Below are 24,088 nucleotides of genomic sequence, written 5' to 3'. Positions count from 1 at the left end.
ATCAACGTGATGCGCGGTGCCGAGGCCGTCTCCCGCTACGCACCGATCGACGAGGCGGAGAAGTTCCGGATCGAGTACTGGGCGCTCGAGGAGGCGAAGCTGCAGCGGCTGCCGAAGCCGAAGTCGCACGCGACCCGCATCGCCCTCGTCACCGGCGCCGCGAGCGGCATCGGCAAGGCCATCGCCACCCGGCTCGCCGCCGAAGGCGCCTGCGTCGTCATCGCCGACCTCGACCTCGAGAAGGCCCAGGCCGCCGCGGGCGAGCTCGGGAACACGGACGTGGCCATCGGCGTCGCCGCGAACGTCACCGACGAGGCACAGGTGCAGGCGGCGATCGACGCGACGGTGCTCGCGTTCGGCGGCCTCGACCTCGTCGTGAACAACGCGGGCCTGTCGCTGTCCAAGCCGCTGCTCGAGACCACCGTCGCGGACTGGGACCTGCAGCACGACGTCATGGCGAAGGGCTCCTTCCTCGTCTCGAAGGCCGCCGCCCGCGTGCTCATCGACCAGGGCATGGGCGGCGACGTGATCTACATCTCGAGCAAGAACTCCGTCTTCGCCGGCCCGAACAACATCGCCTACTCCGCCACCAAGGCCGACCAGGCCCACCAGGTGCGCTTGCTCGCCGTCGAGCTCGGGGAGCACGGTGTGAAGGTGAACGGCATCAACCCCGACGGCGTCGTGCGCGGCTCCGGCATCTTCGCCTCCGGCTGGGGCGCCAACCGGGCCAAGACCTACGGCATCCCGGAGGAGGACCTCGGCAGGTTCTACGCGCAGCGCACCATCCTGAAGCGCGAGGTGCTGCCGGAGAACGTCGCGAACGCGGTCGCGGTGCTCACCGGACCCGACCTCAGCCACACGACGGGCCTGCACATCCCCGTCGACGCGGGCGTCGCGGCGGCGTTCCTGCGATGACGGATCCGGTCGCCCGCATCGCGTCGCGCGGCACCGGTGGCCACGCGCGGTGCGCATGCACCTCCCCAGCCAGGAAGGGGCTGTATGCCCAGCGCCACCCCACGGGTACCGCGCGACGGAGGAGGCTGGGCCCATGACTGGGTACATGAAGGCCGTCGCCGCGATCGACCTCGGCGCGACGAGCGGGCGGGTCATCCTCGGGTCGGTCGGTGACGGGGAGCTGCGACTCCGCACCGTCGCGCGCTTCCCGAACACCCCCGTGCGGCTCCCCGACGGCCTGCACTGGGACGTCCTCGCCCTCTACTCCGCCGCGATGAACGGCCTCGGCACCGCCTCCCGCGAGGAGCCCGAGCTGGTCGGGGCGGCCGTCGACGCCTGGGCGGTCGACTACGCCCTGCTGCTCGGGAACCGGATGATCGGCAACCCGTACCACTACCGCGACGGCCGCACGGCGATCGGGGTGCGGGCGGTGCACACCGAGATCGGCCCGGAGGAGCTCTTCCGGCGCAACGGACTGCAGCACCTCCCCTTCAACACGGTGTTCCAGCTCGCGGCATCGGCCGCCTCCGGCGCGCTCGAGTTCGCCGACGGCCTGCTGCTCATCCCGGACCTGATCGGTTGGTGGGCGACAGGCGCACAGGTCGCCGAGCGGACGAACGCCTCGACGACGGGCCTCGTGCCGGCCGGCGGCGACACCTGGGACACCGAGCTGCTCTCCCGCCTCGGCCTGCGCTTCGACCTCCTGCCGCCGATCGTCGAACCCGGCACCGTGCTCGGCCCCGTGTCGCCGATGATGCGCGAGGAGTTCGGGATCCGGCACGAGTTCCCGTTCACGACGGTCGGCTCGCACGACACCGCATCGGCCGTCGTCGGGGTGCCGTCGACCGGGGACGACGCCGCCTACATCTCCTGCGGCACGTGGTCACTCGTCGGCACCGAGCTGTCTTCGCCGGTGCTCACCGAGGAGGCGCGCCGCGCCGGCTTCACGAACGAGGGCGGCGTCGACGGCCGCATCCGCTTCCTGAAGAACGTGATGGGCCTCTGGCTGCTGTCCGAGTCGATCCGCTCGTGGGCGAAGGCCGGCGAGCAGCCGGATCTGGAGCACCTGCTGCGGCAGGCCGCGGACGTGCCGGCGGATGTGCCCGTGTTCGATACGAACGACCCGCGGCTGCTGCCGCCCGGCGACATGCCCGGCCGTATCGCCACCCTGCTCGCCGAGCAGGGCGTGCGGGCACCGGCAACGCCCGCCGAGCTCGTCCGCAGCGTGCTGCAGAGCCTCGCGAACGCGTACGCCGAGGCGGTGCGGGACATCGAGCGGCTCACCGGCCGCGCCATCCGCACGCTCCACCTCGTCGGCGGCGGCGCGCAGAACGAGCTGCTCTGCCGCCTGACGGCCGAGGCCTGCGGCATCCCCGTCGTCGCCGGCCCCGTCGAAGCGACCGCGATCGGGAACCTGCTCGTCCAGGCGCGCACCCACGGCATCGTCCGAGGCGACCTCGAGGCGCTCCGCCGCGTGGTCGCCTCCTCCTTCCCCCTCCGCTCCTACCCCGCGCACGCCCGTTCCGGCGGAAAGGACTGACCCGATGGTGCAGCGACAGCTTCCGAAGCCGACCGACGTGTTCGAGTACCTGCAGTTCAAGCGCCCCCAGCTGGACCGCAAGCGGGCTCGGCTCGAGTCGGCGCTGACGATCGAGGATCTGCGCCGGATCGCGAAGCGGCGCACCCCGACGGCGGCGTTCGACTACACGGACGGATCCGCGGAGTCGGAGATCTCGATCGCCCGCGCCCGGCAGGCGTTCGAGGACGTCGAGTTCCACCCCGAGGTGCTCCGCGACGTCGAGCACGTCGACACCACCGCCACCGTCTTCGGCGCCGAATCGAAGCTGCCGTTCGGCATCGCCCCGACCGGGTTCACGCGGCTCATGCAGACCGAGGGCGAGACCGCCGGGGCGGGCGCCGCGAACGCCGCCGGCATCCCGTTCACCCTCTCGACGCTCGGCACCACCTCGATCGAGCATGTGAAGGAGGCGAACCCGGGCGGCCGGAACTGGTTCCAGCTCTACGTCATGCGGCAGCGGGACATCTCCTACGCCCTCGTCGAGCGCGCCGCGGCGGCCGGCTACGAGACCCTCTTCTTCACCGTCGACACCCCGGTCGCCGGCGCGCGCTTGCGCGACAAGCGCAACGGGTTCTCCATCCCGCCCCAGCTCACGCTCCGCACCCTGCTCGACGCGGCGCCGCGGCCGTGGTGGTGGATCGACTTCCTCACCACCCCGAAGCTCGAGTTCGCGTCCCTCACCGCCACCGGCGGCACCGTCGGCGACCTGCTCGACCTCGCGATGGACCCCACGATCAGCTTCGAGGACCTCAAGGTCATCCGGGACCTCTGGCCGGGCAAGCTCGCGATCAAGGGCGTGCAGAGCCTCGAGGACGCCAAGCGGTTCGCCGACTTCGGCGTCGACGGCATCGTGCTCTCGAACCACGGCGGCCGGCAGCTCGACCGCGCTCCCATCCCCTTCCACCTGCTGCCCGACGTGGTCCGCGAGGTCGGCGGCGACCTCGACGTGCTCGTCGACACCGGCATCATGAACGGTGCCGACATCGTCGCCTCCATCGCCCTCGGCGCGACCTTCACCCTCGTCGGCCGCGCCTACCTCTACGGCCTCATGGCCGGCGGCCGCGCCGGCGTCGACCGCACCATCGCGATCCTCGCCGACCAGATCATCCGCACGATGAAGCTCCTCGGCGCCCACTCCCTCGAGGAGCTCGAACCCCGGCACGTCACGCAGCTCGAACGCCTGGTCCCGCGCGCCCGCGCCTAGCGCCCCCGAGCGCGCTGCGGCGTGCTCGGGGACCTCTTGGGCGCTTCATACGTGGCGGAGGAAGCGGGGAACGCCGACGCTTGTTGAACTGGACGCGGGCGCATCCCGCGCCCCGGAAGGAACGCCATGCCCCACCGGCACCACAACGGCCTGAAGACCGCGGCGCTCTTCGGGCTCCTCGGCGCCGTCGTGCTCGGCGCGAGCTACCTCCTGTTCGGCCGCAGCCTCGGGGCCCTCACGATCGGCCTCGTGATCGCCCTCGCGGTCAACCTCTTCTCCTACTGGTTCAGCGCCTCGGTCGCCATCCGCGCGATGCGCGCCCGCCCCGTCACCGAGGCGGAGCAGCCGGCGATGTACCGGATCGTCCGCGAGCTCTCGGCACGCGCGGACCAGCCGATGCCCGCCCTGTACGTGTCGCCCACCCTCGCTCCGAACGCCTTCGCCACCGGCCGCAACCCGCAGCACGCCGCGGTGTGCTGCACCGAGGGGATCCTGCAGCTGCTGGACGAGCGCGAGCTCCGCGGCGTGCTCGGGCACGAGCTCATGCACGTCTACAACCGCGACATCCTCACCTCGTCGCTGGCAGCGGCGCTCAGCTCCGTGATCACCTACCTGGCCTACGGCGCGATGCTGTTCGGGGGCAACGGTCGCGACAACCGCGGCGGCGGCATCCTGATGCTGATCCTCGGGCCGATCGCGGCGAGCGTCGTGCAGCTGGCGATCAGCCGCACCCGCGAGTACGACGCCGACGAGGACGGCGCGACCCTCACCGGGGATCCGCTCGCCCTCGCGTCCGCGCTCCGCAAGCTCGACGCCGGCACGCAGCGGTACCCGCTCTCCCCCGAGCCGCAGCTGCAGAGCACGAGCCACCTGATGATCGCGAACCCGTTCCGGGCGCAGGACGTCGGCACGCTCTTCTCCACGCACCCGCCGATGCGCGAGCGCATCGCCCGGCTGACGGCGATGGCGGCTCCCCGGCGCTGATCGCCGTCCCTCGCACATCGCGCCGTTCCGGAGAAACGGGGCGACACGCCGTCTGGAGTGCGATCCGGGCGGCGCGTCGCGCGAGAACTCCGGATCCGCGCGAGCAGGGGCACCAGCCGCACATGAGCGCGGCCTCCTGCGCTCCGCACGGAGAGCAGGAGGCCGCGCCTCGTGTGGGTGGGGTCAGGCGCGGGCGCCGCTGCGGCGCTTCACGGCGATCCAGATCAGCAGCACGATGATCGAGCCGATGATCGAGCCGAGGATGCCGGAGGGCTGCAGGAGGCCGCCGTTCGGGTCGGCGTGGAAGAGGAGGTAGCCGAGGAAGCCCCCGACGAACGAACCGATGATCCCGAGGAGGATCGTCGCTCCGATGCTCATGTGCTGCCGTCCGGGCACGATGGCTCGTGCGATGAAGCCGGCGATGAGGCCCACGATGATGAGCAGGATGATGGAGCCGAGCCAGGCCATGAGAGTTCTCCTTGTGTCGCGCACGATGTCCCGTGCGAGGCAACCGTCCCTGTTCGAACGGCCGCCCATACTCGACCACCAAACGCGCACCCGCATACTGTTCACCCAGTGTGTTTGCGGAATGCTCCCAGCGAACGCCCACTCCCGCGCATCGACATCGCCGCCCCGCTGCAGCAGCGATGCACACATCCCCGGCACGGCATACGCCAGGCTGGAGGCGTGACGGATCCCGGCTTCGGCGGCCTCCCCCGGCCGCAGGTGACCCTCGACGCCGCTCGGGAGCTCGCGGCTCGGCTCTTCGGCGTGACCGGCGAGGCGACCGAGCTCGGCAGCCAGCAGGACAGGAACGTGCTGCTCGACGGGCCGCGCGGGCGGTTCCTGCTGAAGATCGGCAACCCCGCGTTCCTGCCCGAGGAGACGGCCGCGCAGAACGCCGCGATGCGCGCCGTCGCCGCGCACGGCATCGCGTGCCCAACCCCGGTGCCCACGCTGGACGGCCGGGAGCAGGCCGAGGTCGAGCTCGACGGGCGGCGCCACATCGTCCGGCTGCTCTCCTTCGTCGAGGGCGCGCCGCTGATCGACCGGCCCTACCTCGCCGATGCGGTGCGCGCCGAGCTCGGCGCCGTCGCCGGGCGCGTGTCCGAGGCCCTCGCCCCGCTCGCCGGCGCCGGCTTCGAGCGGCGCCTCCAGTGGGACCTGCGGCATGCGGAGGACGTCGTCGCCGAGCTGCGCGACTTCGTGCCCGCCGAACGGCGAACCCTGATCGATGCCGCGACCGCCGCGGCGGGGGCGGCCCTGGCACCGCTCCGCGAGCTGCTGCCGCTGCAGGTCGTGCACGGCGACCTCACCGACGACAACGTCGTGACCGAGCCCGGCCCCGACGGGCGCCCGCGGATCACCGGGGTGATCGACTTCGGGGACGTCGCCGTCGGCTGGCGGGTCGCGGAGCTCGCCGTGAGCTGCAGCGCCGTCTTCCACCACCGGCCGGGGTCCCCGCTCGCCGTGCTGCCGCTGATCGCCGCGTTCGACGAGCGCGTGCCGCTCACCGACGACGAGATCGCCGCGATCTGGCCGCTGCTCGTGCTGCGCGGCGCGACCCTCGTCGTGTCCGGCGAGCAGCAGGTCGTCATCGATCCGGAGAACGACTACGCGGACAGCGCCAGGGAGCGGGAGTGGCGGATGTTCGCGGTGCCCGCCGCGTTCGACACCCGCGTCGCGACCGCCGCGATCCGCCGGCGGCTCGGCCGCCCGGTCGAGTCCGAGCCCGTGCCCGCCGGGCGGCCGCTGCTGCCGGCCGTGCCTGCGGTCGTCGACCTCGGCTGGTCGAGCCGCGCCCTGCGGGACGGCGACTGGCTCGCCGAACCGCGGGGCACCGAGGTCCGCGTGCTCGCGGCTGCCGCCGCACGCGCCGGAGCGGCCGCGACCCGCTACGGCGAGGCACGCCTCACGCGGTCGCACGCGCCCTCCGCGACGGCCCCGCACGACGTCGCCCTCGGGATCGAGCTGCGGGTCGCCTCGCCGCAGGCCCTGACGGCGCCGTTCCCGGGCCGGATCACGCCCGTCGAAGGCGGCCTCCGGCTCGTCGGCGAGCGCCTGGAGCTGCGGATCGACGGCGTCGACGGCTCGGCGGAGCGCGAGGTGGCCGCAGGGGATGCGCTCGGCACGGTCGACGGGACGGCCTGGCTGCAGCTCGTCGCTCGCGAGGGACTCGTCGCGGATCCGCCGCGGTACGTCCCCGCCGACGAGGCGGCGGCCTGGACGATCCGATGCCCGGACCCGTCCACGTTGCTCGGCATCACCGCCGCCCCGCAGGAGGAGACCCGGGCGAGCGTGCTGCGCCGCCGGGAGGGCAGCTACTCGACGCTGCAGTCGCACTACTACGCGGATCCGCCCCGCATCGAGCGAGGCTGGCGCGAGTTCCTCATCGACACCGACGGCCGGCACCTCGTCGACATGGTCAACAACGTCACCGCGCTCGGCCACGGCCATCCGCGCATCGCGGCGGCCGCGGCGGATCAGTGGTCGATGCTGAACACGAACTCGAGGTTCTCCTACGGTGCGGTGGGCGACCTGAGCGAGCGGCTGCTCGCGACGGTGCCTGCGCCGTTCGACACGGTGCTGCTCGTGAACAGCGGCAGCGAGGCCGTCGACCTGGCCCTCCGTCTCGCCCGCGCGTTCACCGGGCGGCCGGATGTGCTCTGCGTCCAGGAGTCGTACCACGGCTGGACCGTCGCCTCGGATGCGGTGTCGACGGCGCTCTCGGACAACCCGCTCGCCGGCGAGACGCGGCCGGAGTGGGTGCACGTCGTCGACGCGCCGAACGCCTATCGGGGCCGCCACCGCGGTGAGGACGCCGGCGCCCGCTACGCGGCGGACGCCGTCATGGAGATCGACCGGCTCGCGGCCGCAGGCACGCCCCTCGGTGCCTTCATCGCCGAGCCGCGCAACGGCAACGCCGGGGCCATCGAGGTGCCACCCGGCTACCTCGCCGCGGTGTCCGCCGCGGTCCGCCGCCACGGCGGCGTGTGGATCGACGACGAGGTGCAGGTCGGCTACGGCCGCCAGGGCGACGTGTTCTGGGGCTACCAGCAGCACGAGGGCGTGCTGCCCGACGTCATCACGGTCGCGAAGGCGATGGGGAACGGTCATCCGCTGGGCGCGGTGATCACACGGCGGGAGATCGCGGATGCGCTCGCGGCGCAGGGCTCGTTCTTCTCCTCCGCCGGCGGCAGCACGCTCTCAGCCCGGATCGGGGTCGAGGTGCTCGCGGTGCTCCACGACGAGGGGCTGCAGGAGCACGCCCAGCGCATCGGGGCTCGGCTGCGCGAGCGCCTCGAGCGGATGCAGGCACGGCATCCGATGATCGGCGCCCTGCACGGTCGCGGGTTGTACCAGGGCGTCGAGCTCGTGCGCGACCGCGAGACGCTCGAGCCGGCGACGGCCGAGGCGGGGCTGATCTGCGACCGGATGCTCGAGCTCGGCGTCGTCGTGCAGCCCACGGGCGACCGGCAGAACGTGCTCAAGGTGAAGCCGCCGCTCTGCATCGGGGAGGCGAGCGCCGACCGGTTCGTCGACGCGCTCGATGCGGTGCTCCGCGACGGCTGGTGACGCTCACGCCTCGTCGCGGGCCGCGTCGAGCTGCGCCAGCATGTGCTCCACCGCGGCGAGGACCGAGCCGTGCAGCATCCAGAGGTCGGGCCGGTCGCGCGGGTCGACGTCGAGCAACCGCAGCTCGGTGAGCACGGCGTTGGTCTCCCGCACCGTCTCGACGGTGCGGGCCAGCGCCGCCTCGCGGTCGCGCGGACGCCGGTCGGCGGCGCCTGCCGCGTCGCCGTAGGTGCGCAGGGCGCCGGCGATGTCGTCGAGCAGCACCGCGAAGGCGCGGCGCACGTCGCCCGCGCTCGGCCCTGAAGCCCCGACCGCGCCCGGCTGGGGTGCGCCGAGCACCACGAGCAGGGCGCGCTCGGCGGCGAGGCAGCGGTCCAGCCGCGCGAGCGCCGTCCGCAGCAGCGGGTCGAGCCGGGCGGCGGCGAACGCCCGCGGATTCAGGCGCCGCGACTCCTCGACCGCCCGGATCGCGAGGGACGCCTCCACGACCTCCGTCCCGATGTGCTCGGCCCAGGCCCCCCACGCCTCGATCTCCTCGGGCACGGGCGGCCGGTCGCCGAGCGTGGACGCCACCTCGTCGAGCAGCGCCGCCTGCGAGCGCGCGACCCGGCGCACGGCGTCGGCTGCAGTGCGGTTCGGGATGGCGACGGGCACCACGACGCTGAACAGGATCCCCACCGCCGTGCCGATGAGTGTGTTCACGATGCGCACCTGGGCCGCCTGGTCGTGCGCGGAGACCGCGAGGATGAGCATCGCGCTGATCGGCGTCTCGAGGGACTGCTCCCCCAGTCGCAGCAGCTTCGCCAGCGAGAGCGACACCACGATCGCGAGCGCGAGGCTCCACCACGTCAGCCCGATCCAGGTGGACACCCCGATCGCCACCACGACGCCGGTGAGCACCGCACCGACCCGCACGATCCCCATCTGCAGGGTGCCGACGGTCGACGCCTGCACGACGAGGAGCGCCGTGAGCGGGGCCGTGAGGTCCAAGGTCCCCGGCGCGACGAGCTCGGCGGCGACGTAGGCCACGACCGCGGCGGCCGTGAGGCGCGTGATCTGCACCGCCTGAGGCCGGAGCAGCGAGGGCACCTCGCGCCACGAGGTCGGCGACGACGGCCACACGAGCAGCAGGAGCCGGCGCAGCCCGAACACCCCCGACCCGAACCCGGCCATGCCGAAGGCTAGCGCGCAGGTCCTCCCAGGCGGACCGGCGTCACCGGGCCGGCCCGGCCCGGCGCGGGCCGGCGACCTCCTGCACGAACGACGGAGAAATCGACATCCACAGACCTGCGCAAGCCGATCCAGGGCCCTTGAGCGCGGAAACCTCGTCGATTGCGCAGTGGGCGTCACCCCCACCGCACCCCCGCTGCCGCTCCCTGTTCTGCCTCCTGTCCCCGACGAAGCCAGAACCAGCATCCATATTCGGCGTATTCTTCGAACATGGTCGAGGAGGCACGACCGCGTGGCTCACGGGTGACCAGGGAGACCTGGATCGCACAACTGCTGTATGTCGGCCTGGCGCTCATCTTCCTCTGGGAACTCCTTCAAGACCTCAGCATCGGCTCGGTCTCTGCGACAGACACCCATCTCTTCATCGCCGGCTTCATCCTGCTGATGGTGATCACCGATGTGGTCTGGCGGCTTGCATTCGCCCGTCGTCGCTACGTACTCGTAGCGCTCACGATCTTCATCGCGGCTCTGATAGGAGCAGGTTCGGCACAAGCCCTGCTCACGATGAGCGCGCACGACAGCCTTGCGGCTTACTCGAGGTTCCGGGGATGCACAGAACTCCTCAGTCGAACAACGACGAAAGCGACGTGCCGTCTCGGCTCAGGACAGGCGATCACCATGGTCGAACAGGACAGCAGGTGGTTCCTCGAAGGTGATGGTCCTGGTCAGTGGTGACGAACGAGAAGCAAGAGTCCTGGCACACGAGTGGCCCAACGATGGTCCGGCCTCGTACTTCCCCTCGATCGAGATGAAGTATGGACGCTCGATCGCGGAATGGCAGCAGGTCATCGCGTAAAGCCCGTATGCCCGAACACGTGGAGATCGTGAACCGGCTCAAGTCGGAACACGGCATGGGACACGGCCACGCGAACGTACTCGTCGGCTGGACGCCGGCGGGCGACGTGGCGCCGTCGAGCTCCTGACCCGAGATGATTCGACTCCGTGGTTGCGCGAACGACGGAGAGATCGGCATCTGCAGAACAGGGCAAGCCGATCCAGGGCCCTTCGGCGCGAGAACTCCGTCGATCGCGCAGTGAGAGCCGGCATCGCGGGCTACCGGCCCGCGTGCGACTCGAGGAATCGGTGGACCTCGGCGTCGTCGACGCCGGGGAAGGTGCCGGTCGGCAGCGGCGAGAGCACGTGGGCGTGCAGCTTCGCGCTCGGCCACGCCTTGCCCCGCCACTGCGCGGCCAGCTCCGCGTCGCGGCCATCGCGGTGCGCCCCCGCGATCCGGGCATCCGCGCGCTCGGTCGTCTCGCGCCCGCGGAACCACTTCGCATCCGCGAACCGCACCCCGATGGTGATCGAGAACTCCTCGGTCGCCGACGTGCCGGTCTGCGTGGCGCACCAGAAGGTGCCGGCCGGGGTGTCGGTGTACTGGGTGAACTCGGTCGTGCGGTTGGTGCGCTCGAAGGCCGCGCGCGCCGCCCATGAGGGGTGCACGAGCCGGCCCTCGACGGAGCCGTCGACGTCGGCGGGCAGCGGCAGGTCGTCGTTCTCGTAGGCCTTGTAGATCGCGCCGTCGCCGCCGACGCGGAGGAAGTGCATCCGCAGGTCGAGGTGCACGGTCGCGAGGTTGGTGAGCCGGAGTGCCGCCGCCTCGTGGGTGACGCCGAACGCGTCGCGGAAGTCCTCCACTGCGAGGTCGCGGCGCTGCTTCGCGTCGGCGAGGAACTCGACGCTCGCGGGCTCCGGCATGAGGCAGGCGGCCGCGAACGCGTTGATCTCGAGCCGCTGCTCGAGGAACTCGGCGTAGTCGCGGGGCTCCCGGTGGCCGAGCACGCGGTGCCCCATCGCCTGCAGGGCGAGCGCGCGGAGCCCGTGGCCGCCGGGGATCGACGCGGGCGGGAGGTAGATCCGGCCGTTCTCGAGGTCGGTGACCGAGCGGGTCGAGTGCGGCAGGTCGTTCACGTGGATGATGTCGAACCCCAGGTGCTTCGCCATCAAGCCCACCGACCGATGCGTCAGCGCGCCGCGCTCGTGGCCGACGACGGCGAGCAGGCTCTGCGCCGCCGCCTCGATCTCCGGGATGTGGTTGTTGCGCGCCCGGCTGGCGAGCCGCAGCGCGGTGTTCGCCCGGCGGGCCTCCTCGGGCGTCGCGATCGCCCGTTCGGCGCGGCGGCGGAGCTCCCGGTGCAGGCCGACCAGGGCCTCGAGCGCGTCCTGCGGCAGGGTGCGGGTGGCCGGGACCGCGGGCAGGCCGAGCGACTCGTAGAGCGGCGCGCGCTGGAAGCGGTCGAGCTCCACCTCGAGGGCCGTGCGCTCGTCGGGGGCCTCGTCCGCGAGCAGGGCGGGCAACTCCGCGCCGAGCGCCGACGCGATGGCCGCGAGCTGTGACAGCCGCGGCTCCCGGCGGCCGTTCTCGAACAGGGACAGCCGGCTCGGCGCGACCCCGGCCTTCGCCCCGAGGTCGTCGAGCGTCAGCCCGGCGGCGCGGCGCCTGGCGCGGATCTGCCGGCCGACGAGCAGTGCATCCACGATCTTCTCCTTCGGGAAAGATCGCACGATCTTCTCCGGGGTAAACCCTGCAGGACCCGGCGTCCAGGCGCAAGAGTGGAAACCGACGACATCTTGCTCAGGAGGCGCCATGTCCGCACTGTCCGCTCCAGTCGCTCCCGGCATGGTCTTCCAAGGCCGCGAGGCGCTCGAGGACTGGGTCGACGGCATCGCCGCCCTCACCCGTCCGGACGCGGTGGTGTGGTGCGACGGCAGCGAGGCCGAGGCCGAGCTGCTCGCCACCCGGATGGTCTCCGACGGCTCCCTCATCCGGCTGAACCCGGCGCTGCGGCCGAACAGCTACCTCGCCCGCAGCGACGAGGGCGACGTCGCCCGCCTGGAGGACCGCACCTTCATCTGCTCGCGGACGGCGGAGGACGCCGGCCCCACCAACAACTGGCGCGACCCGGACGCCATGCGGTTCGAGCTCACCGAGCGGTTCGCCGGCGCGATGCGCGGCCGCACGATGTACGTGCTGCCGTTCTCCATGGGCCCGGTGGGCGGCGCGATCTCCCGGGTCGGCGTGCAGCTCACCGACTCCCCCTACGCCGTCCTGTCGATGCGGCTCATGACGCGGATGGGTGAGGTCGCCCTTGCCGAGATCGACGGCTTCACGCAGTGGGTCCCGGCGGTGCACTCGGTGGGGATGCCGCTCGTCGACGGCGACGGGAACCGTGTCCCGGATGTGGCCTGGCCGTCGAACCCGGTGAAGATCATCGCCCACTTCCCGGAGACGCGGGAGATCTGGTCCTACGGCTCGGGCTACGGCGGCAACGCCCTGCTGGCGAAGAAGTGCTTCGCGCTGCGGATCGCCTCGGTGATGGCGCGCGACGAGGGGTGGCTGGCCGAGCACATGCTCCTCATCAAGCTCACCTCGCCGGCGGGCCGCGCGTACCACGTCGCCGCGGCCTTCCCGTCGGCGTGCGGCAAGACCAACTTCGCGATGATGCGGCCGAAGCGCCCGGGCTGGCGTGTCGAGACCCTCGGCGACGACATCGCCTGGCTGCGGCAGGGGCCCGACGGCCGGCTCCGGGCGATCAACCCGGAGGCGGGCTTCTTCGGCGTCGCGCCCGGCACCGGCGTGAGCACGAACCCGGCCGCCATGGCGACGGTCGCGGGCGACACCATCTTCACGAACGTCGCCCTCACCCCGGACGGGGACGTCTGGTGGGAGGGGATGTCGAAGACGCCTCCGGAGGGCCTGATCGACTGGCGGGGCGAGCCCTGGTCGCCGGCGTCGGGCACCCCCGCCGCGCATCCGAACGCCCGCTTCACCGTCGCCGCGGAGCGCTGCCCCGTGCTCGCCGACGACTGGGACTCCCCCGACGGCGTGCCGATCGACGCGATCGTCTTCGGCGGCCGCCGCGCCCACAACGTGCCGCTCGTCACCGAGGCCGCCGACTGGGCCGACGGCGTCTTCCTCGGCGCCACGATCGCGAGCGAGCAGACCGCCGCCGCCGAGGGGCCGGTCGGAGAGCTGCGCTTCGACCCGTTCGCGATGCTGCCCTTCCTCGGCTACGACATGGCGGACCACTGGGCGCACTGGCTGCGGATCGGCGAGCGGCTCGGCGCGAAGGCGCCGCGCGTCTTCCGGGTGAACTGGTTCCGGAAGGGCGACGACGGCCACTGGCTGTGGCCCGGCTTCGGCGACAACATCCGCGTGCTGGACTGGATCGTGGCGCGCCTCGAGCACGAGGTCGACGCGGTCGCCTCCCCCATCGGGCTGCTGCCCTACCGGCATGACCTCGACCTCGCGGGGCTCGAGCTGCCGGACGCGGACGTGCGTGAGCTGCTCACCGTGGACGCCGCCGGCTGGCGGCACGAGTGCGACGAGATCGCCCGGCTCTTCGCGCGCTTCGGCGACCGGGTGCCCCGCGTGCTCGCCCGCCGGCTGCACCAGCTGCGCTGGCGGCTCGGCTCGTACGCATGAGCCTCGCCGCCGCGGTCGGCACCGAGCGCGGCAGGTCGGTGCTCCGCTTCCTCGCGCTGCCGGCCGAGGCCGGCGTGGACGGCAGGTCGATCCGTGCCGGCCACGTCCTGGAGTGGATCGACCGTGCGGGCTTCGCCTGCGCGGCGGCCTGGAGCGGCTCGTACTGCGTGACCGCGTACGTCGGCGACGTGCACTTCGGCCGCCCGATCCGCGTCGGCGACCTCGTGGCGGCGGAGGCGCGGATCATCTCGACCGGCCGGACCAGCATGCAGGTGCTCGTCACCGTGAGCACGGCGGATCCGACCGTCGGCCGGTGGTCCAGGGCGACGCGATGCCTGCTCGTCTTCGTCGCCGTCGACGCCCAACGGACGCCGACGCCGGTGCCCCAGTGGACGCCGGGCACCGTCGCCGAGCTGGACCTCATCGAGCGGGGCCGACAGCGGATCGCCGCGCGGGCCCGCATCCGGGCGGCGATGGAGGCGGAGTCGTACACCGACGCCGGGACCGGGCCGCGGCTGCTGCTGCGGTTCCTCGCCCAGCCGTCCGACGTGAACTGGGGCGGATCGGTGCACGGCGGCACCGTCATGCGCTGGATCGACGAGGCGGCGCAGGCGTGCGCGACGGGCTGGACGCGCCGGCCCACGGTCGGGGTCTACGCGGGCGGCATCCACTTCCACCGGCCGATCGCGATCGGCGCGCTCGTCGAGGTCGAGTCGCGGGTGATCTCCACCGGCCCGCACAGCCTCCACGTCGCCACCCACGTGCGGTCGGCACCGGTGACCGGCGGTGAGGCGGCGCTCACGACGCAGTGCATGACCATCGCGGTGTGCCCCGACGCGGACGGGGCCGCCGGCCCGGTCGCGCCGATCCCCCTCGTCAGCGAGGAGGACCTGCGGCTCGACCGGCACGCCCGCGCCCTCGTCGCCATGCGCGCCGAGCTCGAGGCGATCGGCGACGACGAGCTCTGACCCGTGGCCGGATGCCCGGCTCTGCGCGGACGGTCACCGATCGTGAACTACCGTCGATGTGCCGGAGACGGAGGACGCCTCAGCGGTGATCCGGCGACGCGGCGTCGCGAGACCCGTCGGCCGGTGCAGCAGCGGTACGGACGACGATGAACGAGCGATGACCTCCACCACCTCCACAGCCCCCCCTACGACCCGCCGATTCGGCCGCCCTCGCGCGGAGGAGGGGCCGAGGGGGCGGGTGAAGGACCTGCTCCCCTACCTCTACGAGCACCGCTTCGTGCTCGGCGTCGTGATCGCCATCAGCGTCGTCGGCGCCCTCGCGTCACTGGCGCAGCCGCTGCTGCTGCAGCAGGTCGTGCAGCGGGTGCAGCACTCCGAGCCGCTCGGCGACCTCATCGCGATCATGGCCGCCGTCGTCCTGCTTGCCGCCGTGACGAACGGGATCCAGCACTACCTCCTGCAGCGCACCGGCACCTCCGTGGTGCTGACCGCGCGGCAGCGCCTCGTCCGGCACCTGCTGCGGCTGCCGGTCGCCGACTTCGACAAGCGCCGCACGGGCGACCTGGTCTCCCGGATCGGCACCGACACCACCCTGCTCTACGCGGTGCTCACGCAGGGGCTCGTCGACGCGGCGGGCGGCGTGGTCACCTTCATCGGCGCGCTGATCGGCATGCTCTTCTTCGATCCGCTGCTGCTCGGGCTGACCGTGCTGATCATCCTGTTCGCGATCCTCGTCGTCGGCGGCCTCGCCCGGCGGATCCGCAGCGCCAGCAGGCGGCAGCAGGACGCGGTCGGCAGGCTGACCGCCGAGGTGGAGCGGTCGATCGGGGCGGTGCGGACCATCCGCGCCTCCGGGGCGACGGAACGCGAGACCGAGGCCGTCGTCGGGGTCGCGAAGGACGCCTGGACCGCGGGGATCGGGGTCGCGAGGGCCTCGGCGCCCGTCGTCCCGGTCGCGAGCCTCACGCTGAACCTCGCCTTCCTCGTCGTGATCGGGGTCGGCGGCTACCAGGTCGCCGCCGGGACCACCACGATCGCGAGCCTGTCGGCGTTCCTCTTCTTCCTGTTCCTGCTCGTCATGCCGCTCGGCCAGGCGTTCGGCGCCGCCAGCTCCGTGGCGTCGGCGCTGGGCGCGCTCGGCCGCATCACCGAGGTGCTCGACCTGCCGTCCGAGACGGCGACGGACCCCGCGGATACGACCCTCACGGGGCCCGCGAACGCGACCGCCGCACCCGACGCCCCCGCCGTCGCGTTCGAGGGGGTGTCCTTCGCCTACACGGGTGAGGACGGCACCCGCATCGACGTGCTGCACGACGTGACCTTCTCGGTGCCCCGCGGCACCCGCACCGCCCTCGTCGGCCCGTCCGGTGCGGGCAAGAGCACGATGCTGGCACTCCTCGAGCGCTTCTACGACGTGGACGCCGGCGCGGTGCGGCTCGGCGGCGTGGACATCCGCCGCCTCCCCCGCGAGGTGCTGCGCGGCCAGTTCGGCTACGTCGAGCAGGACGCACCGGCCCTCGCCGGCACCATCCGGGAGAACCTCGTGCTCGCGGCGCCGCTCGCGACCGAGGCCGACTGCCTCGCCGCGCTCGACGCGGTGAACCTGCGGTCGGCCGTGCTGCGGCATCCGCAGGGCCTCGACGCGCCCGTCGGCGAGGAGGGCGTGCTGCTCTCCGGCGGCGAGCGGCAGCGGCTGGCGATCGCCCGGGCGCTGCTCGCGGACGCCCCGGTGCTGCTGCTCGACGAGTCGACCTCGAACCTCGACGGTCGCAACGAGCAGCTGCTGCGGGAGTCGCTGCAGACCGCCTCGGTGGGCCGCACGGTCATCGTGATCGCGCACCGGCTCTCGACCGTCGTCGACGCCGACCAGATCGTGGTCGTCGACAACGGCCGCACGGTCGCGCGCGGCCGACATGAGGAGCTGGTCGACTCATCGCCGCTCTACCGCGAGCTCGCGGCGAGCCAGCTCCTGGTCTGACCCGGGTACGTCCCCCCAGATCGCGCCGTTCCGGAGTCTTCGAGGGACACGCCGCTGATCGCGCGCGGGAGGCGGCGTGTCGCGCGGTTTCTCCGTAACCGCGCGACGGAGGGGGGTGGCGGCGAGCCGTCGCGGCGTCCTCTCCTCCCCAGGGCACCCTCGGCCAGCAGGGGGCAGGATTTCGACAGACGCCCCGGACCGGTCGCATCCGGTGCTGCATCCTTCCGGGCCATGGCTCCCCGTCGACCTGCTCCCGACCCGCGCCACCTCGACGCCGTGCTGCGGCGCCACGGCGGCCTGGTCCCGCTCCGCGTGCTGCTCGAGTCCGGGTTCCACCGGCACGAGGTGGCGTATCTCCTGGACCGGGGGCTGCTGCTGCGGCCGAGGATCGGCTGGTACGCGGCCCGGTCCATGCCGCCGGACGCGTTCCGTGCGGTGCGCGTCGGCGGCCTGCTCGGATGTGTCAACGCGGCAGCGCACCTCGGGATCGTGACGCCGGACCGCCAGGAGGTCGGACTGCACGTCAGCCTCCATGAGCACGCCACGCGCCAGCGACGCAGCGATGATCCGCTCTCGCGTGCGTTCGCGGGCGACGAGGAGGGCGTCCGCTGGCATTGGGAAGGGCGGCTGCGGGCGCCGTTCGGGTTCGTCGTCGACCCCGCCGATGCGCTTCTGCAGATGGCGACCTGCGTGCCCGCTGCCTGGCTGACCGCGGCGATCGACTCGGCGATCTCCTCACGGGGCCGCGCCGAGCCGCTTCTGCCTCCGTCCCACGTCGCGCTGCTTCGGGATGCCCTCCCCCGGCACCTGCGCTCCGCCGTCGACCTGGCAGACGCGGCCTGCGAGAGCCCGGCCGAGACGATCGCCCGGCTCGGGCTCCACGCAGCAGGGCTTTCCTTCCGCACCCAGGTCCCGGTGACCAGCGAGTACCGCGCCGACTTCGTGGTTGACGGCTGGCTCGTGCTCGAGATCGACGGCAAGCAGCACAGCGGCGCGGAGGCGTTCCGCTCGGACCGAGAGCGGGACGCGCTCATGGCCTGGTTCGGCCACCGGGTGCTCCGGTTCACCTACGACCAGGTGGTGAACCGCTGGCCTTGGGTACTCGACGTCATCCGGCGGGTGCTCGCGGAGGGACGCCCTCTCGCGCTCGCCCGATGATCGCGCCGTTCCGGAGAAATCGCACGACACGCCGGGCCGGAGCGCTCAGCGACGGCGTGTCGCGCAAGAACTCCGGAACGGCGCGATTCGGGGCGGGCGGGCGGTCGGTCAGGGGCGGGCGGTGGCCCAGTACTCGCCGTCGGGGTAGGTGAAGCGGGCGACGGACCCCTCGTGCATGCGGGCGCTGTAGCCGGGCGCTGAGGGCAGCAGGTATCGGCCGTCGACCACGACGCACGGGTCGGTGAAGTGCTCGTGCAGGTGGTCGACGTACTCGGTGACACGGTGCTCGAGCGAGCCCGACACGGCGACGAAGTCGAAGATCGACAGGTGCTGCACGAGCTCGCAGAGCCCGACTCCCCCCGCGTGCGGGCAGACCGGGACCCCGAACCGCTTCGCCATCAGGTAGACGGCGAGGATCTCGTTCACGCTCGCGAGCCTGGCGGAGTCGAGTTGGCAGAAGTCGATCGCCTCGGCCTGGAACAGCTGCTTGAAGAGCACCCGGTTCATGCCGTGCTCGCCGGTGGCGACGCCGACCGGCGCGACGGCGCGGCGGATGGCGGCGTGCCCGAGCACGTCGTCGGGGCTGGTGGGCTCCTCGATCCAGAGCGGCTTGAACGGGGCGAGGTGCTCCATCCAGGCGATCGCCTCGGGAACGTCCCACACCTGGTTCGCGTCGATCATGAGGTCGGTGTCCCAGCCGATCTCCTCCCGCGCGATGGTGAGGCGCCGCACGTCGTCCTCGAGGTCCGCGCCGACCTTCAGCTTCACGTGCCGGTAGCCCGCGTCCACCGCCTCGCGGAGCAGATGCCGCAGCTTGTCGTCGCTGTAGCCGAGCCATCCGGCGCTCGTCGTGTAGCAGGGGTAGCCGCCCGCCGCCTCGAGCTCGGCCACGCGCTGCTCGCGGGTCGGGGCGAGCTCGGCGAGCATCGCGACCGCCTCGTCGCGGGTCAGCACATCGGAGAGGTACTTCAGGTCGGCGGCGTCCGCGAGCTGCTCGGGCGTCATGTCGACGAGCAGCCGCCAGAGCGGCTTGCCTGCCCGTCGCGCGGCGAGGTCCCAGACGGCGTTCATCACCGCAGCCATCGCGAGGTGCACGACGCCCTTCTCGGGCCCGAGCCACCGCAGCTGGCTGTCGGATGCGAGCTCCCGGTAGGTCCGGCCGAGGTCGCCGACCAGCTCGTCCACGTCGCGGCCGAGCAGTGGTGCGGCGCGCTGCTCCGCGGCCGCGCAGCAGAGGTCGTTGCCGCGCCCGATCGTGAACGTGAACCCGTACCCGGCGAGACCCGGCTCGTCCGTCTCGAGCACCACGTAGGCGGCCGAGTAGTCGGCGTCCTTGTTCATCGCGTCCGAGCCGTCCTGCGACAGCGAGGTCGGGAACCGGACGTCGCGGGTGCGGATCCCGGTGATCCGCGTCATCGCCGGACCTCCCGCGGGTCGAGCAGCCCCGCCTCGGCGAGGTCGCCCCAGAGGTCGTCGGGCACCGGGACGGCCGCCCGACGAACGGCCTCCGCCACCTCACCCGGGCTCCGCAGACCGACCAGGGCCGAGACGACCTGGGGGTTCCGCAGCGGGAAGCGCACCGCGGCCTCGGGGAGCGCGACGCCGTGGGCCTCGCACGCCTCCGCCAGCCGCGTCACGCGGCCGCGGACCTCGGCGGGCGCAGGCGCGTAGTCGTAGGTCGCGTCGTCCGCCGGTCGCGCCCGGCTGAGCAGCCCTGAGTTGTAGATCGCTCCGGCGACGACGTCGACGCCGCGCTCGGCAGCCGCCGGGAGCAGGTCGTCGAGCGCGCCCTGCTCGAGCAGCGTGTACCGGCCTGCGACGAGCACGAGGTCGATGTCGGTGCGCCGGACGAACTCGGTGAGCATCGCCGACTGGTTCATCCCGACGCCGATCGCCGTCACGACGCCCTGGTCGCGCAGCTCGACGAGGGTGTCGATGCCGGTCGTGGATGCGGCTTCCCAGTGCTCGTCGGGGTCGTGCAGGTAGACGATGTCGACGCGGTCGAGTCCGAGCCGCTCGAGGCTCTCCTCGAGCGAGCGGAGCACGCCGTCGCGGCTGAAGTCGAACTGCCGCCGCACGACGGCCGGCACCGCGAAGCCGTCGTCGTCGAGCCGGTGCTCGCCACCCGGGTTCGGCACCAGGAGGCGGCCGACCTTCGTGGAGACCACGACCTCGTCCCGGGGGCGCCTGGCGAGCGCGGCTCCGAGGCGCCGTTCGGCGAGGCCGAGTCCGTAGTGCGGCGCGGTGTCGAAGTAGCGGAAGCCGGCGTCCCAGGCCGCGTCGAGCGTCGCGGCGGCCTGCTCCTCCGACACGAGCGACTGCATCCCGGCGATCGGCGCGGTGCCGAACCCCAGCTCGGTCAGGGCGAGGCCGGTCCGCGTGGCCCGCGCATCCATCGTCGCCACGATCAGGCGAACGGGGACGGCGTCATCGTGTACTTCGTGGAGAGGTACTCGTGGATGCCCTCGAAGCCGCCCTCGCGGCCGATCCCCGACTGCTTCACGCCGCCGAACGGGGCGGATGCGTTCGAGATGACACCCGCGTTCAGGCCCATCATCCCGGTCTCGAGCCGCTCGATCATCCGCTGCCCGCGCGCGAGGTCCTTCGTGTAGACGTAGGACACGAGGCCGTACTCGGTGTTGTTCGCGAGCCGCACCGCGTCGTCCTCGGTGGCGAATCGGGCGATGCCGACGACCGGCCCGAAGATCTCGGTCCGCAGGATCTCGCTGTCGGCGGGGACCCGGTCCAGCACGGTCGGCGAGTAGAAGGTGCCCGGCCGGTCGATCGGGCCGCCGCCGATGCGCACGTCGGCGCCGCGGTTCACGGCGTCCTGCACGAGGTCCTCGGCCTTCTTCACCGCGGCCTCGTTGATGAGCGGCCCGATGCGGACGCCGTCGTCCGTGCCGCGGCCGATCGGCAGCGCCGAGACGCGGGCGGTGAGCTTCTCGGCGAACTCGTCGGCGACCGACTCCTGCACGAGGAACCGGTTGGACGCCGTGCACGCCTGCCCGATGTTGCGGAACTTCGCGAGCATCGCCCCCTCGACCGCGGCGTCGATGTCGGCGTCCTCGAACACGACGAACGGCGCGTTGCCGCCGAGCTCCATCGAGGTGCGCAGCACGTTGACCGCCGCCTGCTGGAGCAGCTTCACGCCCACCGCCGTCGAGCCGGTGAAGCTCAGCTTGCGGAGGCGACGGTCGTTCAGGATCGGCTCGGTGAGCGCGCCGGCCTTCGTCGTCGGCACGACGTTCAGCACGCCGTCCGGCAGCCCGGCCTCCTGGAACAGCTGCGCGACGTAGAGCGTCGTGAGCGGCGTCAGCTCCGCGGGCTTGATCACGACGGTGCAGCCGGCGGCGAGGGCCGGCGCGATCTTCCTCGTCGCCATCGCCAGCGGGAAGTTCCAGGGGGTGATCAGGTAGCAGGGGCCGACCGGATGCTGGGACACGATCGTGCGGCCGGTGCCCTCGGGGTTCACGCCGTAGCGGCCGGTGATCCGCACGGCCTCCTCCGAGAACCAGCGGAGGAACTCGGAGCCGTAGGTGACCTCGCCGAGCGACTCGGCGATCGGCTTGCCCATCTCGAGCGTCATGAGCAGCGCGATGTCGTCGCGGCGCTCCTGCACGGCCTCCCAGGCGTGGCGCAGGATGTCGCTCCGCTTGCGCGGCGCGGTCGCGGCCCAGGCGTCCTGCGCCGCCGCCGCGGCGTCGATCGCGCGGATGCCGTCCTCGGGTCCCGCATCCGCCACGGCGACGAGGGTCGAGCCGGTCGAGGGATCGAGCACGTCGAACTTGCGGCCCTCGGCCGCGTCCTGCCAGACGCCGCCGATCAGCAACCGGGTGGGCGTCGCCGCCAGGACCTTCGCCTCGTCCGCTGCCGTCATCGGTGCCTCCTCGCTCGCCGTCGAGCCGCAGCATCCCCGATCGACGATCGGAGGAGCGGGTCGAACGTCCGCGTCGATCCTAGAACCGGGCGGATGACCGCCTCCCCCGAGGCTCAGTCGGCGGGGACGGTCTCCACCCCGGCGGCGCGCAGCTCCTCGAGCGCGGCTGCGCTGGAGGCGGGAGCGACGCCGGCGACGAGGTCGGTGAGCACGCGGACGCGGGCGCCGGTCGCGGCCGCGTCGAGCGCGGAGGCGCGCACGCAGTAGTCGGTGGCGATCCCGGCGACGTCGATGTCGGTGATCCCGCGCTCAGCGAGCAGCGCGGCGAGCGGCTCGCCGGCCTCGAGCACGCCCTCGAACGCCGAGTAGGCGGGGCGCCCCTGGCCCTTGCGCACGTGGGCGTCGATCGCCTCCGTCGCGAGGTCCGGGTGGTAGTCGGCGCCCGGGGTGCCGGCGACGCAGTGCACCGGCCAGGTGCCGACGAAGTCGGGCTCGCCGGCCGCGAAGTGGCCGCCGTTGTCGTTGTCGCCGTCGTGCCAGTCGCGGGACGCGACGACCAGGTCGTAGTCGCCGCGGTGCCGGGCGAGGTGCGCGCTGATGCCCGCGGCGACCGCCGCGCCGCCGTCGACGCCGAGCGCCCCGCCCTCGGTGAAGTCGTTCTGCACGTCGATCACGAGGAGGGCGCGGGCCATGCCGCCATCCTAGGAAGGCCGATCAGCCGTTCGAGAGCTTCGCGCCGCACTCCCACGCATCCGCGGTCAGCCCGTCGAGCGCGTACTTCGTGCCCTCGCTGATGTGGCCGAGGGCGTAGAACGCGAAGGTGAGCGGGGTGCCGTCCTTCGCGTGGATGATGCCGGCGAGCGTGTAGCCGGTGTCGATCCAGCCGGTCTTCGCGTGCACCTGGCCGTCCGCGCGGGCCGCCGCGCCCTGGAAGCGGTCGGAGTAGCTGAGCGAGCCGGTGCGGCCGGCGATCGGCAGCCCGTCGTAGAGCGCACCGAGGGCGCCGTCGCGGTGCAGCACCTTCACGAACAGCTTCGTGAGGTAGTCGGGCGGCACGGCGTTGTCGTTGCTGAGCCCGGACCCGTCGACGACGCGGATGCCCGTGGTGTCGACTCCGTAGTACTGCAGGGCGCCGACCGTGCCCTGCTGCTCGGCGGAGAAGGTGTTGCCGGCGCCGGAGACGATGGCGGTCACTCGGGCGAGCGCCTCGGCGAGCGTGTTGTCGGAGACGATCAGGGTCTGCTTCACGAGCGTCGAGACCGGCTGGGAGTGCACGGCGCCGAGCACCTTCGCGCCGGACGGCGCGACGCCGCGCGTCACGCTCACCGAGCCGAAGTACGAAGCGAAGGCGCTGCCCGCCCGGCCGACCGGGTCGGTGCTGCGGTGCGAGACGGTGGCGTAGGCGTTGTCGCGGTCCCCGTCGACCATGAGGGCGGTCATCTTCGGGGTGGTGCCCTGGATGCGCTCCGCCACGTCCCACGACGGCTGCCATGACGGGCCGCCGAAGTACGACGAGTCGAGCACGATGCGGGTGATCCGCTGTCCCCTGTGGGCCGGATCCTTGGCCCAGGCCGCCTTCACCTGGGCGGCGAGCGTCGCGAGGTGCGGGGCGCCCGAGTAGTAGGGCGTGCTGCCCGCAGGCGTGCGGGACAGGGTGACGTCGCCGCCACCGACGAGCACGATCTCGCCGGGGGCCTTCCCGGCGACGACCTTCGTGGTGAGGCGGTAGTCGGGGCCGAGTACGTGCAGCGCCGCTGCGGTGGTCAGCACCTTCAGCACGCTGGCCGTTCGGGAGGCCTTCGTCGCGCCGCGGCCAAAGAGCTGCTGGCCGGTGCGCGCGTTCAGCACCGCGCCCTGGAACGCGAGCAGCCGCGGATCCCGCGCGGCGGCGGCGATGGAGCAGGTGCGGGCGACGGCGTGCACCGTCGGTTTCGGCGTCGGGGTGGGCGTCACGGTCGACGTCGGGGTGGGCACGGGCATGGCCGGCGTGCTCGTGACGACGTCCGCCGCGGGACGGGCGGCGATGCTCGAGGACGGCTGCGGGGCGCCGAGCGCATGCGCGGCGCCCCAGCATCCGGCGACCACGGCGGCCGCCGCCGCACCGCCGATCATCGCTCTGGTCGTCCGCCGTCGCATCGCGTCAGTGTAGGC

At 72.7% G+C, this 24,088-nt stretch carries 19 protein-coding genes; 11 read left to right on the top strand and 8 right to left on the bottom strand.

Features of this window, described 5'->3' with window-relative positions; all coding sequences use genetic code 11:
• From VIG76_RS12555 to htpX, 4 genes are all read left to right on the top strand, one after another.
• A partial coding sequence (locus tag VIG76_RS12555) for an SDR family oxidoreductase (protein WP_331954650.1) occupies positions 1-915 on the top strand: 915 nt, incomplete at its 5' end.
• A gap of 133 nt (positions 916-1,048) precedes the next feature.
• The gene (locus VIG76_RS12550; protein ID WP_331954648.1) at positions 1,049-2,494 is read left to right on the top strand and encodes a rhamnulokinase; all 1,446 of its coding nucleotides are present in this window, start codon (positions 1,049-1,051) and stop codon (positions 2,492-2,494) included.
• A gap of 4 nt (positions 2,495-2,498) precedes the next feature.
• Complete coding sequence (locus VIG76_RS12545) at positions 2,499-3,737, top strand: alpha-hydroxy acid oxidase (protein WP_331954646.1); 1,239 nt, start codon at positions 2,499-2,501, stop codon at positions 3,735-3,737.
• A gap of 126 nt (positions 3,738-3,863) precedes the next feature.
• On the top strand, positions 3,864-4,721 hold the full coding sequence (gene htpX / locus VIG76_RS12540; protein ID WP_331954644.1) for a zinc metalloprotease HtpX: 858 nt from the start codon (positions 3,864-3,866) through the stop codon (positions 4,719-4,721).
• Positions 4,722-4,904: 183 nt separating this feature from the next.
• Here the strand turns inward: htpX and VIG76_RS12535 are convergent, their stop codons facing one another.
• Positions 4,905-5,189 carry a GlsB/YeaQ/YmgE family stress response membrane protein gene (locus VIG76_RS12535; RefSeq protein ID WP_331954642.1) on the bottom strand — a complete coding sequence of 95 codons (285 nt, stop codon included), beginning with the start codon at positions 5,187-5,189 and terminating at the stop codon, positions 4,905-4,907.
• Between the two features lie 219 nt (positions 5,190-5,408).
• Here VIG76_RS12535 and VIG76_RS12530 point away from each other — a divergent pair, with 219 nt between their 5' ends.
• Positions 5,409-8,297 carry an aminotransferase gene (locus VIG76_RS12530; protein ID WP_331954640.1) on the top strand — a complete coding sequence of 963 codons (2,889 nt, stop codon included), beginning with the start codon at positions 5,409-5,411 and terminating at the stop codon, positions 8,295-8,297.
• A 3-nt stretch (positions 8,298-8,300) separates the two neighbouring features.
• Here the strand turns inward: VIG76_RS12530 and VIG76_RS12525 are convergent, their stop codons facing one another.
• Positions 8,301-9,470, bottom strand: coding sequence for an FUSC family protein (locus VIG76_RS12525; protein ID WP_331954638.1), 1,170 nt, complete (start codon positions 9,468-9,470; stop codon positions 8,301-8,303).
• 267 nt (positions 9,471-9,737) lie between these two features.
• Here VIG76_RS12525 and VIG76_RS12520 point away from each other — a divergent pair, with 267 nt between their 5' ends.
• Complete coding sequence (locus VIG76_RS12520) at positions 9,738-10,202, top strand: hypothetical protein (RefSeq protein ID WP_331954636.1); 465 nt, start codon at positions 9,738-9,740, stop codon at positions 10,200-10,202.
• Between the two features lie 80 nt (positions 10,203-10,282).
• Complete coding sequence (locus VIG76_RS15160) at positions 10,283-10,450, top strand: DUF4287 domain-containing protein (protein WP_473964781.1); 168 nt, start codon at positions 10,283-10,285, stop codon at positions 10,448-10,450.
• 130 nt (positions 10,451-10,580) lie between these two features.
• On the opposite strand, the gene VIG76_RS12515 is transcribed toward VIG76_RS15160, so the two are convergent.
• Positions 10,581-12,005 carry a helix-turn-helix domain-containing protein gene (locus VIG76_RS12515; RefSeq protein ID WP_331954634.1) on the bottom strand — a complete coding sequence of 475 codons (1,425 nt, stop codon included), beginning with the start codon at positions 12,003-12,005 and terminating at the stop codon, positions 10,581-10,583.
• A gap of 109 nt (positions 12,006-12,114) precedes the next feature.
• On the opposite strand from VIG76_RS12515, the gene VIG76_RS12510 reads away from it, so the two are divergent.
• The 4 genes from VIG76_RS12510 (at position 12,115) to VIG76_RS12495 (ending at position 18,057) form a co-directional block, all read left to right on the top strand.
• Positions 12,115-13,953, top strand: coding sequence for a phosphoenolpyruvate carboxykinase (GTP) (locus VIG76_RS12510; protein ID WP_331954632.1), 1,839 nt, complete (start codon positions 12,115-12,117; stop codon positions 13,951-13,953).
• The gene (locus VIG76_RS12505; RefSeq protein WP_331954630.1) at positions 13,950-14,921 is read left to right on the top strand and encodes an acyl-CoA thioesterase; all 972 of its coding nucleotides are present in this window, start codon (positions 13,950-13,952) and stop codon (positions 14,919-14,921) included. Before VIG76_RS12510 ends, VIG76_RS12505 begins: the two co-directional genes overlap by 4 nt.
• Before the next feature lie 157 nt (positions 14,922-15,078).
• Positions 15,079-16,899 (top strand): ABC transporter ATP-binding protein, encoded by a 1,821-nt coding sequence (locus tag VIG76_RS12500; RefSeq protein WP_331954628.1) that lies wholly within the window; start codon positions 15,079-15,081, stop codon positions 16,897-16,899.
• Between the two features lie 231 nt (positions 16,900-17,130).
• Entirely contained in the window at positions 17,131-18,057 is a 927-nt protein-coding gene (locus tag VIG76_RS12495; RefSeq protein WP_331954626.1) for an endonuclease domain-containing protein, read from the top strand.
• Positions 18,058-18,165: 108 nt separating this feature from the next.
• Here VIG76_RS12495 and VIG76_RS12490 read toward each other — a convergent pair whose 3' ends face one another.
• From VIG76_RS12490 to dacB, 5 genes are all read right to left on the bottom strand, one after another.
• The gene (locus VIG76_RS12490) at positions 18,166-19,473 is read right to left on the bottom strand and encodes an L-fuconate dehydratase (RefSeq protein ID WP_331954624.1); all 1,308 of its coding nucleotides are present in this window, start codon (positions 19,471-19,473) and stop codon (positions 18,166-18,168) included.
• Positions 19,470-20,453, bottom strand: coding sequence for an aldo/keto reductase (locus tag VIG76_RS12485; RefSeq protein ID WP_331954622.1), 984 nt, complete (start codon positions 20,451-20,453; stop codon positions 19,470-19,472). Before VIG76_RS12485 ends, VIG76_RS12490 begins: the two co-directional genes overlap by 4 nt.
• Before the next feature lie 11 nt (positions 20,454-20,464).
• The gene (locus VIG76_RS12480; protein WP_331954620.1) at positions 20,465-21,937 is read right to left on the bottom strand and encodes an NAD-dependent succinate-semialdehyde dehydrogenase; all 1,473 of its coding nucleotides are present in this window, start codon (positions 21,935-21,937) and stop codon (positions 20,465-20,467) included.
• A gap of 113 nt (positions 21,938-22,050) precedes the next feature.
• Complete coding sequence (locus VIG76_RS12475; protein ID WP_331954618.1) at positions 22,051-22,629, bottom strand: isochorismatase family protein; 579 nt, start codon at positions 22,627-22,629, stop codon at positions 22,051-22,053.
• Between the two features lie 22 nt (positions 22,630-22,651).
• Positions 22,652-24,073: a D-alanyl-D-alanine carboxypeptidase/D-alanyl-D-alanine endopeptidase gene (gene dacB, locus VIG76_RS12470; RefSeq protein WP_331954616.1), complete on the bottom strand. Its 1,422-nt coding sequence runs from the start codon at positions 24,071-24,073 to the stop codon at positions 22,652-22,654.
• Positions 24,074-24,088: the final 15 nt, after the last annotated feature.

Origin of the sequence: Amnibacterium sp. (genome assembly GCF_036559085.1) — a bacterium.
Classification (GTDB): Bacteria; Actinomycetota; Actinomycetes; order Actinomycetales; family Microbacteriaceae; genus Amnibacterium.
This window is presented reverse-complemented; position numbering and strand designations above follow the sequence as displayed.